At 72.4% G+C, this 16,193-nt stretch carries 15 protein-coding genes, 1 tRNA gene and 1 pseudogene; 2 read left to right on the forward strand and 15 right to left on the reverse strand.

The window, feature by feature from the left end; translation table 11 throughout:
* The 9 genes and pseudogenes from cysN to NLX85_RS08115 all read right to left on the reverse strand — a co-directional run bounded on the left by cysN (window position 1) and on the right by NLX85_RS08115 (window position 8,523).
* Window positions 1-1,305, reverse strand: a complete 1,305-nt coding sequence (gene cysN / locus NLX85_RS08075) for a sulfate adenylyltransferase subunit CysN (protein WP_254332918.1) — start codon at window positions 1,303-1,305, stop codon at window positions 1-3.
* Window positions 1,305-2,216 carry a sulfate adenylyltransferase subunit CysD gene (cysD, locus tag NLX85_RS08080; RefSeq protein ID WP_254332920.1) on the reverse strand — a complete coding sequence of 304 codons (912 nt, stop codon included), beginning with the start codon at window positions 2,214-2,216 and terminating at the stop codon, window positions 1,305-1,307. The genes cysN and cysD overlap by 1 nt, the downstream gene beginning before the upstream one ends.
* A gap of 80 nt (window positions 2,217-2,296) precedes the next feature.
* The gene (locus NLX85_RS08085) at window positions 2,297-3,130 is read right to left on the reverse strand and encodes an inositol monophosphatase family protein (protein ID WP_148426485.1); all 834 of its coding nucleotides are present in this window, start codon (window positions 3,128-3,130) and stop codon (window positions 2,297-2,299) included.
* A gap of 92 nt (window positions 3,131-3,222) precedes the next feature.
* A complete protein-coding gene (gene pth, locus NLX85_RS08090) occupies window positions 3,223-3,813 on the reverse strand; it encodes an aminoacyl-tRNA hydrolase (protein WP_254332922.1) in 591 nt (196 codons plus the stop codon).
* 96 nt (window positions 3,814-3,909) lie between these two features.
* Window positions 3,910-4,602, reverse strand: a complete 693-nt coding sequence (locus NLX85_RS08095) for a 50S ribosomal protein L25/general stress protein Ctc (RefSeq protein WP_254332924.1) — start codon at window positions 4,600-4,602, stop codon at window positions 3,910-3,912.
* 296 nt (window positions 4,603-4,898) lie between these two features.
* The gene (locus NLX85_RS08100) at window positions 4,899-5,879 is read right to left on the reverse strand and encodes a ribose-phosphate diphosphokinase (protein ID WP_091314326.1); all 981 of its coding nucleotides are present in this window, start codon (window positions 5,877-5,879) and stop codon (window positions 4,899-4,901) included.
* 52 nt (window positions 5,880-5,931) lie between these two features.
* Window positions 5,932-7,458, reverse strand: a pseudogene (gene glmU / locus NLX85_RS08105) (bifunctional UDP-N-acetylglucosamine diphosphorylase/glucosamine-1-phosphate N-acetyltransferase GlmU).
* Window positions 7,459-7,575: 117 nt separating this feature from the next.
* A tRNA-Gln gene (locus NLX85_RS08110) sits at window positions 7,576-7,647 on the reverse strand.
* Window positions 7,648-7,662: 15 nt separating this feature from the next.
* Window positions 7,663-8,523, reverse strand: coding sequence for a helix-turn-helix domain-containing protein (locus NLX85_RS08115; protein ID WP_254332932.1), 861 nt, complete (start codon window positions 8,521-8,523; stop codon window positions 7,663-7,665).
* A gap of 119 nt (window positions 8,524-8,642) precedes the next feature.
* On the opposite strand from NLX85_RS08115, the gene NLX85_RS08120 reads away from it, so the two are divergent.
* Complete coding sequence (locus NLX85_RS08120; protein WP_254332934.1) at window positions 8,643-9,614, forward strand: acyl-CoA desaturase; 972 nt, start codon at window positions 8,643-8,645, stop codon at window positions 9,612-9,614.
* Between the two features lie 41 nt (window positions 9,615-9,655).
* Window positions 9,656-10,339: a TetR/AcrR family transcriptional regulator gene (locus tag NLX85_RS08125; protein ID WP_189193007.1), complete on the forward strand. Its 684-nt coding sequence runs from the start codon at window positions 9,656-9,658 to the stop codon at window positions 10,337-10,339.
* Between the two features lie 6 nt (window positions 10,340-10,345).
* Here the strand turns inward: NLX85_RS08125 and NLX85_RS08130 are convergent, their stop codons facing one another.
* The 6 genes from NLX85_RS08130 to NLX85_RS08155 all read right to left on the reverse strand — a co-directional run bounded on the left by NLX85_RS08130 (window position 10,346) and on the right by NLX85_RS08155 (window position 16,187).
* Window positions 10,346-10,819 (reverse strand): DUF4383 domain-containing protein, encoded by a 474-nt coding sequence (locus NLX85_RS08130; RefSeq protein ID WP_254332935.1) that lies wholly within the window; start codon window positions 10,817-10,819, stop codon window positions 10,346-10,348.
* 116 nt (window positions 10,820-10,935) lie between these two features.
* The gene (locus tag NLX85_RS08135) at window positions 10,936-11,391 is read right to left on the reverse strand and encodes a DUF4383 domain-containing protein (RefSeq protein WP_254332937.1); all 456 of its coding nucleotides are present in this window, start codon (window positions 11,389-11,391) and stop codon (window positions 10,936-10,938) included.
* Between the two features lie 92 nt (window positions 11,392-11,483).
* Entirely contained in the window at window positions 11,484-13,283 is a 1,800-nt protein-coding gene (locus NLX85_RS08140) for an ABC-F family ATP-binding cassette domain-containing protein (protein WP_254332939.1), read from the reverse strand.
* 87 nt (window positions 13,284-13,370) lie between these two features.
* A complete protein-coding gene (locus NLX85_RS08145; RefSeq protein WP_254332941.1) occupies window positions 13,371-14,324 on the reverse strand; it encodes a 4-(cytidine 5'-diphospho)-2-C-methyl-D-erythritol kinase in 954 nt (317 codons plus the stop codon).
* 83 nt (window positions 14,325-14,407) lie between these two features.
* Window positions 14,408-15,277, reverse strand: a complete 870-nt coding sequence (rsmA, locus tag NLX85_RS08150; RefSeq protein WP_254332943.1) for a 16S rRNA (adenine(1518)-N(6)/adenine(1519)-N(6))-dimethyltransferase RsmA — start codon at window positions 15,275-15,277, stop codon at window positions 14,408-14,410.
* A 13-nt stretch (window positions 15,278-15,290) separates the two neighbouring features.
* Window positions 15,291-16,187 carry a TatD family hydrolase gene (locus NLX85_RS08155; RefSeq protein WP_254332945.1) on the reverse strand — a complete coding sequence of 299 codons (897 nt, stop codon included), beginning with the start codon at window positions 16,185-16,187 and terminating at the stop codon, window positions 15,291-15,293.
* Window positions 16,188-16,193 lie beyond the last annotated feature (6 nt).

Genomic DNA, 16,193 nt, shown 5'->3' on the forward strand with positions numbered 1-16,193 from the left:
TCAGCCGGCCTCGACGATCATGCCGGCGCCGACGGTGCGGTTGGTGGCCTCGTCGATGATGACGAAACCGCCGGTGGTGCGGTTGCGCCTGTACTCGTCGGCCAGCAGCGGGACCGTGGTGCGCAGCCGCACCCGGCCGATCTCGTTGAGCTTCAGCTCGCCGGCCGTCTCGTCGCGGTGCAGCGAGTTGACGTCCAGCCGGTAGTGCAGCCCGCGCACGATCGCCCGGGCGGACCGGGTGGTGTGCTTGATGGCGTACCTGCCGCCGACCTGCAGCGGGCGGGTCTCGTCCATCCAGCAGATCATCGCCTCGATGTCCTGCGCGACGGTCGGGGCGTTGTTCGGCCGGCAGATCATGTCGCCGCGCGAGATGTCGATCTCGTCGGCCAGCCGGACGGTCACCGACATCGGCGGGAACGCCTCGTCCACCGGGCCGTCGGCGGTCTCCACGGCGGCGATCCGGCTGGTGAAGCCCGAGGGCAGCACCATCACCTCGTCACCGGCCTTGAGCACGCCCGAGGCCACCTGGCCCGCGTAGCCCCGGTAGTCGGTGACGGTGGTGGACTGCGGCCGGATCACGTACTGCACCGGGAAGCGGACGTCGACCAGGTTGCGGTCCGAGGCGATGTGCACCCGCTCCAGGTGGTGCAGCAGCGACGGGCCCTCGTACCAGGGCATGTTCTCCGAGCGGGTGACGATGTTGTCGCCCTGGAGCGCGGAGATCGGCACCACGGTCAGGTCCGGCACGTCGAGCTTCGCGGCGAACGCGGTGAACTCGTCGGCAATCTGCTCGAACACCTCCTGCGACCAGTCGACCAGGTCCATCTTGTTCACGCAGAGGACCAGGTGCGGCACCCGCAGCAGCGAGCAGAGGAACGCGTGCCGGCGGGACTGCTCCACCAGGCCCTTGCGCGCGTCCACGAGGATCAGCGCCAGGTCGGCCGTGGAGGCGCCGGTGACCATGTTCCGGGTGTACTGGATGTGCCCCGGGGTGTCGGCGATGATGAACTTCCGCCTCGGCGTGGCGAAGTAGCGGTACGCCACGTCGATGGTGATGCCCTGCTCCCGCTCGGCGCGCAGGCCGTCGGTGAGCAGCGCCAGGTTGGTGTACTCGTCGCCCCGGGCCGCGCTGACCGCCTCGACGGCGGCGAGCTGGTCGGTGAAGAGCGACTTCGTGTCGTACAGCAGCCGGCCGATCAGGGTCGACTTGCCGTCGTCGACGCTCCCGGCGGTGGCGAACCGCAGCAGGTCCATCGGCCGGGCCGACGCGTCGGCCTCGGCCGGCGCAACAGTCTCGACGCTCATCAGAAGTAGCCCTCCCGCTTGCGGTCCTCCATGGCGGCCTCGCTGACCCGGTCGTCGCCGCGGGTCGCGCCGCGCTCGGTGATCCGCGTGGCGGCCACCTCCTCGATCACCTTCTCCACCGTGTCGGCGTCCGAGCGGACCGCCGCGGTGCAGGAGGCGTCGCCCACGGTCCGGTACCGGACCTGGGCCTTGAACGGCTGCTCACCGGCGCGGCCCCGGAAGAACTCGTTGACCGCGTAGAACATGCCGTCGCGCTCGATCACCTCGCGCTGGTGCGCGTAGTAGATCGACGGCAGCGGGATCCGCTCCCGGGCGATGTAGTGCCAGACGTCCAGCTCGGTCCAGTTGGAGAGCGGGAACACCCGGATCGACTCGCCCGGGTGGTGCCGGCCGTTGTAGAGCGACCACAGCTCGGGGCGCTGGTTCTTCGGGTCCCACTGGCCGAACTCGTCGCGGAAGCTGAACACCCGCTCCTTGGCCCGGGCCTTCTCCTCGTCCCGGCGGGCGCCGCCGAACAGCGCGTCGAAGCGGTGCTTCTCCACCGCGTCGAGCAGCACCGGCGTCTGGATCCGGTTGCGCATGCCGTCGGCCGACTCGCGCACCAGCCCCTTGGCCAGGGCCTCCGGCACGCTGGCCACGATGAGCTGGAGACCCAGCTCCGCGACGCGCTGATCCCGGTACTCGAGAACCTCGGGGAAGTTGTGCCCGGTGTCGACGTGCATCACCGGGAAGGGAATGTTGGCCGGGGCGAACGCCTTCTGGGCCAACCGGAGCATCACGATCGAGTCCTTGCCGCCGGAGAAGAGCAGCACGGGCCGCTCCATCTCGGCGACGACCTCGCGCATCACGAAGATGCTCTCCGCCTCGAGGGCGTCCAGGTGGGACACCTGGTACGCGGCGGGGGCCGTCATGACACGAACTCGATTCGCTCGGATCCGCACATCGGGATTCCAGACCTTTCCGGTCGGACTCGTGAAGAAGAACGCTCAGGCTACCCGGAATGCCGCTGCAGCGCTGCAAGCAACCGGCTGGCGAGATCCTTGCGGCAGACCAGCAGGTCCGGCAGGCGCGGGTCGGCCTCGTTGTATTTCAGCGCAGATCCGTCGATCCGGGAAGCGTGCAGTCCGGTGGCCGTCGCCACAGCGACCGGAGCGGCCGAGTCCCACTCGTACTGACCGCCCGCGTGGATGTACGCGTCGACCTCACCGGTGACCACAGCGGCGATCTTCGCGCCCGCCGAGCCCATCGGAACCAGATGCGCGCCGATGTCCTCTGCCAGATCGGACAGGAAAACCGGCGGACGGCTACGACTGGCCGCCAACCGGATGGTCCTGCCACCGCCCGCCGTGGCCGCCTCCAGGGTCATGGGCGGGTACGCCGGCGGGTAGTCCGTGCCCAGCACCCGGTGCTGCGCCGGCAGCCCCACCGCGCCCGCGACCAGGCCGTGCGGCGTCGGCGCGCTGCGCGCCCAGAGCGCCACGTGCACCGCCCAGTCCGAGCGGCCCTCCTCGGCGAACTCCCGGGTGCCGTCCAGCGGGTCGATGATCCACACCCGGTCCGCGTTCAGCCGGGACACCGCGTCGCTGCTCACCTCGGCCGTCCAGGCCAGCCGGGAACCCTCGTCCTCCTCGGACAGCACCGCGTCCGCCGGCCGCCACTTCGCCAGCTCGGTGCGGATCAGGTCGTGCGAGACCTTGTCCCCGGCCGACTTCAGCGCCCCCGCGTCCGCGAAGCCCAGCTCCGCGCGCAGGCCCATCAGCGCCTGCCCCGCCCGCGCCGCCAACCACCGGGCGAACGCGCCGTCGATCATCGGAGGACTGCCCATGCTGTTCCCGCTCCCGTCGCCCGCCTTCGCACGCCAGAAAGGCGCAGACTACCGGGCCGAACGCGGCCGACCCGGCACGCCCCGCCCGCGCCTCAGGCGCCGTGGTAGAGGTTCTGCGTCGGCTCCACGCCCTTGGTGACCACCGACTCCACCACGTCCGCCGCCCGGTCCACCAGGAACTCCAACTCCTTGCGCTCGGCCGAGGAGAAGTCCGACAGCACGTAGTCCGCCGGATCCTGCCGACCCGGCGGCCGGCCGATCCCGAACCGCACCCGCACGTAGTCCTTGGTGCCCAGCGACTTCGACATCGAACGCAGGCCGTTGTGGCCACCCTCGCCGCCGCCGCACTTCACCCGCAGCTGGCCGTACGGGATGTCCAGCTCGTCGTGCACCGCGATCACCCGCTCCGGCGGGATCTTGTGGAACTGCGCCAGCGCGACCACCGGGCCGCCGGAGAGGTTCATGTAGGTCAGCGGCTTCAGCAGCACCAGCTTCGGGCCGCCGAAACCCAGCCGCCCCTCGGTCACCTCGGCCATCGCCCGCTTGTGCCGGCCGAACTTGCCGCCCACCCGGCCGGCCAGCAGCTCGGCCACCATGAAGCCGACGTTGTGCCGGTTGCCCGCGTACTCCCGACCGGGGTTGCCCAGGCCGACCACCAGCCACGGCCCCGCCTCGTCCGTCACGCCACGTCCCTTCCGCTCTCCCCCGCGACCCGCCTCCGATACGCCGACAGGCGCCCCCGGGAACCGGGGACGCCTGTCGCACAGCCTGCGGGCCGATCAGGCCTCGGTCTTCGGCTCCTCGGCAGCCGGCTCGCCCTCGGCCGGAGTGCCCTCTTCGCCCTCGGCGGTCTCCTCGCCGACCTCGGCCTCGGCCTCCTCCTCGGCGACCTCGATCTCCGGAAGGGTGGCCTCGAGCTGCTCGGCGGTCGGGGCGGCGGTCACCGAGGCGACCGGCATCTCCGCGTCCGCGACCAGCTCGACGCCGGCCGGCAGCTCGACGTCGGCGGCGGTGATCTGGGTGCCGGCCTCGGCGCCCTCGATCGACGCCTCCAGGTGGTCCGGCACCTTGGTGGCGTCGGCGGTCACCGAGAGGGTGTCGTGGTCGTGCACGATCAGGGTGTCCTTCGCGGCCTCACCGGTCAGCTGGACCGGGACCTCGACGGTGACCTTCTCGCCCCGGCGGACCAGCAGCAGGTCCACGTGCTCGAAGGTGTCCTTGATCGGGTCACGCTGGATCGCCTTCGGCAGCGCCAGCACCTGGGTGCCGTCGCTCACCTCGATCGCGAAGAGCTGGTTCGCGCCACCCTTGCGGATCGCGGCGGCGAACTCACGCGCCGGGAGCGCGATGTGCTTGGGCTTCTCGCCGTGGCCGTACAGCACGGCGGGCACCTTGCCGGCCCGGCGGGTACGACGGGCACCACCCTTGCCGAACTCGGTACGGGGCTCGGCGCTGATCTTTACCTCGGACACGGGGAAACTCCTGATGCTTCGCTGCGGCGGCTTGTCGTCTGGCGGTGCTGGGCGAGGGGCTCGCTGGGGCTCAAGGTCATGAACGACCGCCCGGAGCACCGCGTCGATGACGGCGCCTCCGTGCGGTGCTTTTCAGCAGCCCGCCGGGCACCCTCGCCGTGGCAACCGCACCAGTCTACCCGAGCGATTTCCGAGCCATCCGGCAGTCCCCGCATCTCCGCCGGCCACACCTCACCGGCCGACTTTCCCGCCGGGGGCGGCCGTCCGCGACGGCCGCCCCCGGCGGGCGCCGGAACTCAGCTCAGGCCACCGAAGAGGGTGGTCACGGAGCCGTCGTCGAAGACCTCCCGGATCGCCCGCGCCAACAGCGGGGCGATCGACAGCACCGTCAGCTTGTCGAGCTGCTTCTCGGGCGGCAGCGGCAGCGTGTTGGTCACCACGACCTCGCTGATCGGGCTGTTCTTCAGCCGCTCGGTCGCCGGGTCGGACAGCAGCGCGTGGGTGGAGGCCACCACGATCTCCGCCGCGCCCTGCTCCTTGAGGATGTCGGCGGCCTTCGTGATCGTGCCACCGGTGTCGATCATGTCGTCGACGATCAGGCAGACCCGGCCCTCGACCTCGCCGACCACCCGGTTCGCCACCACCTGGTTCGGCTTCAGCGGATCCCGGGTCTTGTGGATGAACGCCAGCGGGCAGCCACCCAGCCGGTCCGTCCACCGCTCGGCCACCCGCACCCGGCCCGAGTCCGGCGCCACTACCGTCATGGGCCGGCCCGCGTACTTGTGCTCCACGTACTCGGCCAGCACGTCCATGGCGAACAGGTGGTCCACCGGGCCGTCGAAGAAGCCCTGGATCTGCGCGGTGTGCAGGTCCACGGTCAGGATCCGGTTCGCGCCCGCCGTCTTCAGCAGGTCGGCCACCAGCCGGGCCGAGATCGGCTCCCGGCCGCGGTGCTTCTTGTCCTGCCGCGAGTACGGATAGAACGGCAGGACCACCGTGATCCGCTTGGCCGAACCACGCTTCAGCGCGTCGACCATGATCAGGGTCTCCATGACCCAGGTGTTGACCCCGTGCGTCACGGACTGCACCACGAAGGCGTCCGAACCGCGTACCGAGTCCTTGAAGCGCACGAAGATCTCGCCGTTGGCGAAATCGTACGAGTCGGAGGGCGTCGGCGCGACGCCGAGCACCTCACCGATCTCCTTGGCCAGCTCCGGAAAACCCCGTCCGGAGAAGAGCATCAGGCTCTTGCGGTTTTCGGCGACGATGCTGCCCATGGGCCCGTCTGCTCCCGTATGTCGGTGGTTCCCGGCGGCGGTGAGCCGGGGACTATTCGGTTGCAGTATCCCCCGCGTTCACCGGTCCTCCCACGGTCTCCGGCCCCCCGTGGATTCAGTCACCTTCGCTTGCGGCTCCGCCGGATTCCGACGCACCCTCGCGGGCCCGCTGCGCCGCCTCGGCGGCCGCCGTGCCGGACCGCTTGCGCAGCACCCAACCCTCGACGTTGCGCTGCTGACCCCGCGCTACCGCCATGGCGCCCGGCGGCACATCCGCGATGATCACCGAGCCGGCAGCCGTGTACGCCCCGTCGCCCACCCGCACCGGCGCCACGAACATGTTGTCCGCCCCGGTACGCGCGTGACTGCCGATCGTCGTGTGGTGCTTCTTCACCCCGTCGTAGTTCACGAAGACCGTCGCCGCGCCGATGTTGCTGTGCTCGCCGATCGTCGCGTCACCCACGTACGACAGGTGCGGCACCTTCGAGCCCTCACCGATCGCGGCCTTCTTCGTCTCCACGAACGTGCCGACCTTCGCCTTGCGGCCCAGCCGCGACTCCGGCCGCAGGTACGCGTACGGCCCGACGCTGGCCTCCGGACCCACCTCGGCGCCCACCGCGTGGCTGCGCACCACGCTCGCGCCCGCGCCGACCGTGGTGTCCACGAGCGTGGTGTCCGGGCCGACAAGCGCCCCGGCGCCGACCACCGTGACGCCCTGGAGCTGGGTGTTCTGGTCGATCACCGCGTCCCGCTCGACGGTCACCGTCACGTCGATCCAGGTGGTGTGCGGGTCCAGGATGCTCACCCCGGTCCGCATCCAGCCCTCGTTCACCCGGTCCCGCAGCAGCCGCCGCAGCGCCGCCAGCTCGACCCGGTCGTTGCAGCCCAGCGTCTCCACGTGGTCGGCGGCGCAGTGCACCGCCACCGGCTCCCCCGCGTCCCGGAGCAGGCCGAAGACGTCGGTGAGGTACTCCTCGCCCTGGTCGTTGTCGGTGGAGAGCTTGCCCAGCGCGTCCCGCAGCCGCACCACGTCGAACGCGTAGATGCCCGCGTTGATCTCCCGCAGCGCACGCTGCTCCGGGGTGGCGTCACGCTCCTCGACGATCTGCGCCAGCCGCCCCTGCGCGTCCCGCACGATCCGGCCCAGGCCCGTCGGGTCGGGCACCTCGGCGGCCAGCACGGTCGCCGCCGCGCCGGCGCCCTCGTGCGCCTCGACCAGGGTCGCCACGGTCTCCGGCCGCAGCAGCGGCACGTCCCCGTTGATCACCACGACCGTGCCGGCGGCCTCCGGGACCGCGTCCAGCGCGATCCGCACCGCGTGCCCCGTGCCGAGCTGCTGCGCCTGGAGCACCGGGGTGGCCCCCGGGGCGACCTCGGCGAGGTGCGCGCCCACCTGGTCGGCGCCGTGGCCGACCACGACCACCGTGCGGTCCGCGCCCAGCGGCGCGGCCGCGGCCAGCACGTGACCGAGCAGGGTACGACCGAGCAGCGGGTGCAGCACCTTGGGCAGGGCCGACTTCATCCGCTTGCCCTCACCGGCGGCGAGCACGACAACGGTGCGGAGGTGGGGCTGGGGCACGACGTGGCTCCCGTCGGGACGGCGACAGTCTCGCGGCCATGCTAACCACGCGGCTCGCTGCAATTCGCATCCGGCCACACAAATGCCGTCATCACGCGTGCGATCCGACAGGGCGAGCTGGGGTGCCTGGATTCGAACCAGGAGCTCAAGGCTCCAAAGGCCTGCGGGTTGCCGTTACCCCACACCCCATTGCCGTGTCAAGACCTACGGCCCGTCATTTCGGGTCCGCGCATCCTCCGCGATCCGGAACAGCTCGGCGATCATACCTTCGATCCGCCAGTAGAGCGCGCGGCTGCGCGGCACGGTGATCACGAGGCAGCCGTGGTAGTCGTCGCCGGTGTTCCGGCGCACCGTGGTCGGGTTGTGCCGCTTGAGCACCGAGCGCCGGAACCGGTCCGGGGGCAGCCGGAGCCGTTCCGCCCACCACCGGACCGCCGCCTCCGCGTCGGCCGACTCATGGATGCTCACCCGGTAGGTCGGCACCGTCGGGTCGATGCCGCACACCTCGAGGAACCGGAGGAAGAGCGCCAGCAGGCCGGGGTCGCTGTTGACGAACTGCACCGTCACGGCCCGGCGCCACGGTTTCGACTTCGCCCCCTCGCACCAGTAGATCGCCGCGCCCAGCACCAGCAGGTCGCGTTCGTCGAGCCCGCCGACCACACCGGCGGCCCGCTCGTGTTCGGCGGCCTGGTCCGCGTCGCGCGCCTCCCGGTACGCGCCCCACCGCGCGTCCGTCATCGCCTTCGAATGCGCCCGTCGCTGCCGGGCCGTCGCCTCGTCCGGATTCAACGGCAGGTGCCGGACCCACTGGTAGGCCGTCGACTTTGCGACGCCGAGCTGCTCCGCGATCTCGTTGACCGACCGTCCCGCCGCCCGTAGCCGCTCCGCCTCGGCGCGCGTCGCGTCCCGGGCCCGGGGCCGCCGGGTCCACTCCGGCGGTGGCACGCCGCGCAACAGCGCGTACGCCCGGTCCCGGCCGATGCCCAGACGGGCCCGGATCTGCTGGACGGAGAGCTGTTCCTCGACGCGCAGGCGGCGCGCCTCGGCGGCGAGCGGGTCGGTCACACCCGCAGGTTAGGACGGGCGTACGACAGGCCCCCATCGACGGATCCACGTGTCCGCTGCGATCTAGCACGCTCCTGGTTACGGTGACGTAGGCGTAGCCCGCACCACTGGGAGGTGCCATGTCGACCACCCTGACCGGCCCGGACAGCGGGCCGAAGCCACTGACCCAGGGCCACCAGTCCCCCGGCATCCTGATCGCCCTGTGGGCCTTCGTGGTCGTCCCGTTCCTCGCCCTGCTGGCCGCCGTGCCGGTGGCCTGGGGCGGCTGGTTGGGCTGGACCGACCTGCTGGTGGCCGGGTTCTGGTACGTGTTGTCCGGCCTCGGCATCACCGTCGGCTACCACCGCTACTTCACCCACGGCTCGTTCAAGGCGAAACCCTGGCTGCGGGCCGTCCTGGCGGTGGCGGGCTCGTTCGCCGTGCAGGGCGAGATCATCCAGTGGGTGGCCGATCACCGGCGGCATCACGCCTTCTCGGACCAGGAGGGCGACCCGCACTCGCCGTGGCGGTTCGGGGAGAGCATCGGTGGGCTGGCCAAGGGGCTGTTCCACGCGCACGTAGGCTGGCTGTTCAACCGGGAGTTGTCGAACCGGGAGCGGTTCGCCCCGGACCTGCTGGCCGATCCGATCACCCGTCGCGTCGACCGGCTCTTCCCGGTGCTGGTGGTGGTCTCGGTGCTCGGGCCGGCGGCGATGGGCGGGCTGCTCACCGGGTCGTGGCAGGGCGCGCTTACCGCGTTCTTCTGGGGCGGGCTGGTCCGGATCGCGCTGCTGCACCACGTCACCTGGTCGATCAACTCGGTCTGCCACGTCTACGGGGAGCGCCCGTTCGCGGTGCGGCAGGGCGATCGGGCGTCGAACTTCTGGCCGTTGGCGTTGCTGTCGTTCGGGGAGAGCTGGCACAACCTGCACCACGCGGAGCCGACCAGCGCGCGGCACGGGGTGCTGCGGGGGCAGGTCGATCCGTCGGCGCGGGTGATCTGGCTGCTGGAGAAGGCGGGCGCGGCCTGGTCGGTGCGGTGGCCGAAACCGGAGCGGATCACGGCGAAGCTGGTGAAGCCGGGGCGGGTGCGCGGCCGGCCGGCGCGGTAACCGGTCGATCGACGCGGGCCGGGTTTGGCAGGATGGGCCGGGTGACCGACGTTCCCGGCAGCGACGCCAGCCCCGCCCGCCGGCGGGCCGTCCCGGCGGCGAAGCCTTCCCGGGTACGGATGTCCGCGACCCAGCGGCGCGAGCAGTTGATCTCGATCGCCCGGCAGATCTTCGCCGAGCGCGGGTTCGACGCGACCTCGATCGAGGAGGTGGCGGCCCGGGCGAAGGTGTCCAAGCCGGTGGTCTACGAGCACTTCGGTGGCAAGGAGGGGCTCTACGCGGTGGTGGTGGACCGGGAGGTCCGTTCGCTGCTGGACCGGATCACCACGGCGTTGACGGCGGGGCATCCGCGGGAGTTGCTGGAGCAGGCGGCGTTGACCCTGCTGACGTACATCGAGGAGGAGACCAGCGGGTTCCGGGTGCTGGTCCGGGAGTCGCCGCTGATGTCGGCGACGGGCAACTTCAGCAGCGTGATGAACGACGTGGCGCATCAGGTGGAGCACATCCTGGGCGCGGAGTTCTCCAGCCGGGGTTACGACCCGAAGCTGGCGGAGCTGTACTCGCAGGCGCTGGTGGGCATGGTGGCGTTGACCGGGCGCTGGTGGCTGGAGGTGCGCAAGCCGCGGAAGGAGACGGTGGCGGCGCACCTGGTGAACCTGGCCTGGAACGGCCTGTCGCACCTGGAGGCGAAGCCGGGTCTGATCACGGTGCGCAAGCGGGGCTGAGCCGGCTCAGCGGTGGGCGTCGGCGACGGGGTGTTCGCGGCGGCGCCGCTCGTCGGCGGCGTGCTCGTCCGTGCCGACCTTGTCGTAGAGGCCGGTGGCGAGCAGGATCAGCCCGAACACCAGCGAGATGAGAACGGTGGACATCGAGAAGTTGAGGAAGTTCGCCGACGTCTGCAGCACGGCCATCATGAGGATGCCGGTGACCAGGAAGACCGCCCCGGCGGTCAGGTTCATGTAGTGGCCCAGGTTGCCGCGGCGGGACGCGCCGATCAGCAGGAAGGCGCCGAACACCACGGAGACCAGGGCGAACGCCAGGTTGGTGCGGAGGCCGAGGGCCGTGGTGTTCTCCCGGCTGAAGAGCCCGTTGCCCCAGGTCTCGAAGACCCCCCAGACGCCGAAGACCAGGATGTAGAGGCCGATGAGCCCGGACAGCACCCGGTAGAGCGGCCGTGCGGGGTGGTTCACCGGGAAGTGCGCCATGGGAGCCTCCGGTCGGCTGACTGATTTGGCGCAATTGTCCCCCGAGTTGCCGCTCCCGTCCCCGGAAAACGCCGAAGGCCCGGCGGACGCCGGGCCTTCGGGGGTGGACTCGCGGGTCAGAGCACCAGCCGGGCCTTCTGCCAGGCCTCGTGCTCGTCGTCGGTGCCGACCTTGCCGTACATGCCGACCATCAGGAGCACCAGCGAAAGGGTGAGCACCACGATGTCGGTCATGATCGAGAAGTTGAAGATGTTGGCGTCGGTGTGCAGGAACGCCAGCTCGGCCAGGCCGAGGACCATCAGGGCGTAGGCCAGCCACTGGTTGATCGCCACGTCGAGGTTGCGGCCGATCGCGGTGCCGACCAGGATCGCGGCGCCGAGCAGGATGGCGAGCATCGAGAAGCCGAGGTTGGTGCCCTGGCCGAGGATCTTGGTGTCGTCCTGGGCGAGGACGTCGTTGCCGGCGCTGGCGATGATGCCGAGCACGCCGAACACGACGAAGTACAGACCAACGAGCCCGCCGATCGCCCGGTAGACAGGCCGCGCGGGGTGGTTGACGGGGGTGTGGGCCATCTCTGCGTCTCCAAGACCGAACGGGAAAGGGGTCGCCTGCGATTGTCCCGTACGCCCGGAAGTGACGCCGCACACCCCCCACCCCGGTCGGGTCAGCCGGCCGGCAGCTCCTCGGCGAGGGCCAGCCAGGTCTCCTCGGTGCGGTCCCGCTCGGCGCGGACCTCCTTGAGCTGGGCGTCCAGCTCGGCGACCTTCGCGTAGTCGGTGGCGTTGGCGGCGAGCTGCTCGTGCAGCGTCGCCTCCTTCTGTTCCAGCTTGGCGATCTGGCGTTCCAGCCGGCTGAGTTCCTTCTTGGCGGTGCGTACCTCGGCGGCGGACAGACCCTCGCGGGCCGGGCCGGCCGTGGCCGGGGTGAGGTCGGCGGGCGCCGGGCCGCCGCCCGCGGCGGCACGGGCCAGGTACTCGTCGACCCCGCCGGGGAGGTGCACCAGCCGGCCGTCGCCGAACATCCCGTACGCGACGTCGGTGACCCGCTCGATCAGGTAGCGGTCGTGGCTGGCCACCACGATGGTGCCGGGCCAGGAGTCGAGCAGGTCCTCCAGCGCGGCGAGGGTGTCGGTGTCCAGGTCGTTGGTGGGCTCGTCGAGGAGGAGCACGTTGGGCTCGCCGGCGAGCAGCCGCAGCATCTGGAGCCGCCGGCGCTCGCCGCCGGAGAGGTCGCTGACCGGGGTCCAGAGCCGCCGGTCGTCGAACCCGAAGACCTCGGCGAGCTGGGCGGCGCTGATCTCGCGGTCACCGAGTTGCACGCGCCGGGCCACCTCCTCGACGGCTTCGAGGACGCGCAGCTGGCCGGGGAGTTCGGCGAGTTCCTGGGAGAGGAACGCGGGGCGTACGGTCTGCCCGGCGGCGAACCGGCCGCCGTCGGGGCGGGTCACCCCGGCCAGCATCCGCAGCAGGGTGGTCTTGCCGGCGCCGTTGCGGCCCAGGATGGCGACCCGGTCGCCGGGGCCGACCTGCCAGGTGACGTCGTGCAGGATCTCCTTCGGGCCGGCGTGCAGGGTGACCTGGTCGAGGTCGTACACCTGCTTGCCGAGCCGGGCGGTGGCGAGCCGTTGCAGCGACATGGTGTCGCGGGGTTCCGGCACGTCGGCGATCAGCGCGTTGGCGGCGTCGATCCGGAACTTCGGCTTGGAGGTCCGGGCGGGGGCGCCCCGGCGCAGCCAGGCGATCTCCTTGCGGAGCAGGTTCTGCCGGCGGGCCTCGGTGGCGGCGGCGACCCGCTGCCGCTCGACCCGGGCCAGGGTCCAGGCGGCGAAGCCGCCCTCGTAGGCCCGGACGGTCTGGTCGGCGACCTCCCAGGTGGTGGTGCAGACGGCGTCGAGGAACCAGCGGTCGTGGGTGACCACGACGAGCGCGCCCTTGCGGGTGACGAGGTGCCGGGCCAGCCAGTCGACGCCGCCGACGTCGAGGTGGTTGGTGGGCTCGTCGAGGATGAGCAGGTCGGCGTCGCGGACCAGCAGGGCGGCGAGGGCGACGCGGCGGCGTTCGCCGCCGGACATCGTCCCGACGGGCGCGTCGAGGCCGAGGTGGGGCATGCCGAGGCCGTCGAGGATGGCCCGGACACCGGCGTCGCCGGCCCACTCGTGCTCGGCGCCCATGCTCTCGCCGAGCCAGGCGGTGCCGAGCACCACGTCCCGGACGGTGGCCTCGGGGGCCAGGGTCAGGCTCTGCGGCAGCCAGGAGACGCGCAGGTCGCGGCGGTGGGTGACCCGGCCGTCGTCGGGGTCCTCCTGCTTGGTGAGCAGGCGCAGCAGGGTGGACTTGCCGGCGCCGTTGAGGCCGACCACGCCGACCCGGTCGGCGTCGTCGAGGCCGAGCGAGACGTCGGTGAGCAGTGGCCCGGCGGCGCCGTACCCCTTGGACACCCGGTCCAGGTTGACGATGTTGGCCACGGACCCACCTTTCATGATCAAGGGCGCCCCGGTGCCCGGGACGCCCACCTCAAGGGTACGCGGACCGGGCCGGCGGGCCGGCGGGGCTCAGACGACGCGGGCGCCGGCGACCGGGCCGTGCGCGACCCGGGCCTCCCGGCAGACGCCGGCGGCCGTGAGGTCGGCGGCGATCCGCCCGGCGTGTGCCTCGTCGGTGGCGAGGAAGACGCAGGTCGGGCCGGAGCCGGAGACGAGCCCGGCGAGCGCACCGGCCGCCTCCCCCGCCTTGAGCGTCTCGGCCAGCGACGGGCGCATGGTCAGCGCGGCGGCCTGGAGGTCGTTGCCGAGGGCGGCGGCGAGCACCCGGGGGTCGCGCTGGCGCAGCGCGCCGAGCAGCCCGTCGGTGCTGCCCAGCGGCTCGCCGGCGGTGCCGGCGTCGCGGAGCCGGTCCAGCTCCCGGTAGGCGGCCGGGGTGGAGAGGCCGCCGTCGGCGACGGCCACCACCCAGTGCCAGGAGGTGGGGCGGGCCAGCACCGGGCTGACCGCCTCGCCGCGGCCGGTGCCGAGCGCGGTGCCGCCGTGGATCAGGAACGGCACGTCGGAGCCCAGGTCGGCGGCGATGCCGGCCAGTTCGTCGCGGGACAGCCCGGTGCCCCAGAGCGCGTCGCAGGCGACCAGCGCGGCGGCCGCGTCGGCGCTGCCGCCGGCCAGCCCGCCGGCGAGCGGGATCTGCTTGCGGAGGTGCAGCCGGGCGTGCGGCAGGACACCCGCGTAGCCGGCGAGGGCGTGTGCGGCCCGGATCACCAGGTTGGTGTCGTCCAAGGCCAGCTCGCCGGCGCCCTCGCCCTCCATGGTGAGGGCGAGGGTGTCGCCCCGGCGGGCGGTCAGCTCGTCGTAGATGGAGATCGCGTGGTAGACGGTGTTCAGCTCGTGGTAGCCGTCCCGGCGCAGCGGCCCCACCCCGAGGTGCAGGTTGACCTTCGCCGGCACCCGCACCTTCACCGGGCCGCTGGCCCCGCGCCGCTGCCCGTCCTCGTCGTCCGGTCGCCAGGCCTCGGTCACGGGGCGATGTCCCGCGGGCGCAGGCGGATGTCGAACGGCTTCTGCACGGTCAGCTCCTCGGCGGGGTCGGCAACGGCGCCAGCCTAACGGGCGGCGGCCGGGGCGGCCGGGGCCGACGCGGCGATGGCGGCGAACTGCTCCACGGTGAGTGACTCGCCGCGGGCGCCGGGGTCGACGCCGGCGGCGGTGAGCGCCGCGGCGGCCCGGTCCGCGCCGCCGGCCCAGCCCGCGAGGGCGGCGCGCAGGGTCTTGCGGCGCTGCGCGAACGCCGCGTCGACCACGGCGAAGACGGCCTGCCGGGGTACGTCGGCGCGGGGCGGCTCACGCCGGGTGAAGGCGACCAGACCGGAGTCGACGTTCGGCACCGGCCAGAAGACGTTCGGCGGGACCTTGCCGGCGGCCCGGGACCGGGCGTACCAGGCGAGCTTGACCGACGGGATGCCGTACACCTTGGAGCCGGGACCGGCGACGAGCCGGTCGGCGACCTCCTTCTGCACCATCACGAGGCCGTGCCGCAGGGTGGGCAGTTCGGCGAGCAGGTGCAGCACCACCGGCACGGCCACGTTGTACGGCAGGTTCGCCACGAGTGCGGTCGGCGCCGGGTCGGCCAGTTCGCCGGCGGTGACCCGCAGGGCGTCGCCGGGGTGCACGGTGAGCCGGGCGGCGTCCGGGCCGGCGAACCGGGCGGCGGTCTCCGGCAGCGCGGCGGCCAGGGCGGGGTCGAGTTCCACGGCGTGCACGTGCGCGGCCACCGGCAGCAGGGCCAGGGTGAGCGAGCCGAGCCCGGGGCCGACCTCCAGCGCCACGTCGTCCGGGGCGAGCCCGGCGGTGGTGACGATCCGGCGGACCGTGTTCGGGTCGTGCACGAAGTTCTGGCCGAGCTTCTTGGTCGGCGACACGCCGAGCCGCGCGGCGAGTTCCCGGATCTCCGCCGGGCCGAGGAGACCGGTCACGCCGGGCATCCTTTCACCACGGCCCGAAGGCGCGCTCGCCGGTCGCGGAGATCGCCGCGCAGAGCTCGTCGAGGTCGGTCCCCGTGGTGTCGGCCAGGAACCGGACGGTCAGCGGGATCAGGTAGGAGGCGTTGGGCCGCCCCCGGTGCGGCATGGGGGTGAGGTACGGCGCGTCGGTCTCCACCAGCAGCTGCCCGGGCGGGGTGACCGCGGCGGCCTCGCGCAGGGCCGTCGCGCTGCCGAAGGTGACCGTGCCGGCGAAGCTGAGCAGGTAGCCGCGGCGGACGCACTCACGGGCGAAGTCGGCGTCGCCGGAGAAGCAGTGCAGGACCACGGTGTCCGGCGCGCCCTCGTCGTCGAGGATCCGCAGCACGTCGGCGTGTGCGTCCCGGTCGTGGATGACCAGCGCCTTGCCGTGGCGCTTGGCGATGGCGATGTGCGCCCGGAAGCTCTCCTCCTGCGCGGCCCGCCCCTCGTCGCCGGTGCGGAAGAAGTCCATCCCGGTCTCGCCGATGCCACGGACCCGGCTCCGGCCGGCGAGGGCCTCGATCTCGCGCAGCGCCTCGTCCAGCTCGGCCAGGCGGGGCGCCTCGTTCGGGTGCAGCGCCACGGTGGCCAGCACCGCGCCGTAGCGCTCGGCGACGTCGGCGCTCCACCGGGACGACTCGACGTCGACGCCGACCTGCACCAGCCGGTCGACGCCGACCCCGGCGGCCACCGCGATGGCCGCCGCCACCGGGTCGTCGGCGGGGCCGCCGGGAACCCCAGCCTCGCTGACCGTGATGTCCAGGTGGGTGTGGCTGTCCAGCACGGGCACCGCGAGCGCCTCCGGGGCGGGCGGGAACTCGCCGGCCCGGCGGGCGGCGCGCTGCTTGCGGGTTTCGGTCTGCTCACTCATCGCGGCCAGCATCACACA

Origin of the sequence: Micromonospora sp. A3M-1-15 (assembly GCF_024213425.1) — a bacterium.
Lineage (GTDB): Bacteria > Actinomycetota > Actinomycetes > Mycobacteriales > Micromonosporaceae > Micromonospora > Micromonospora chersina.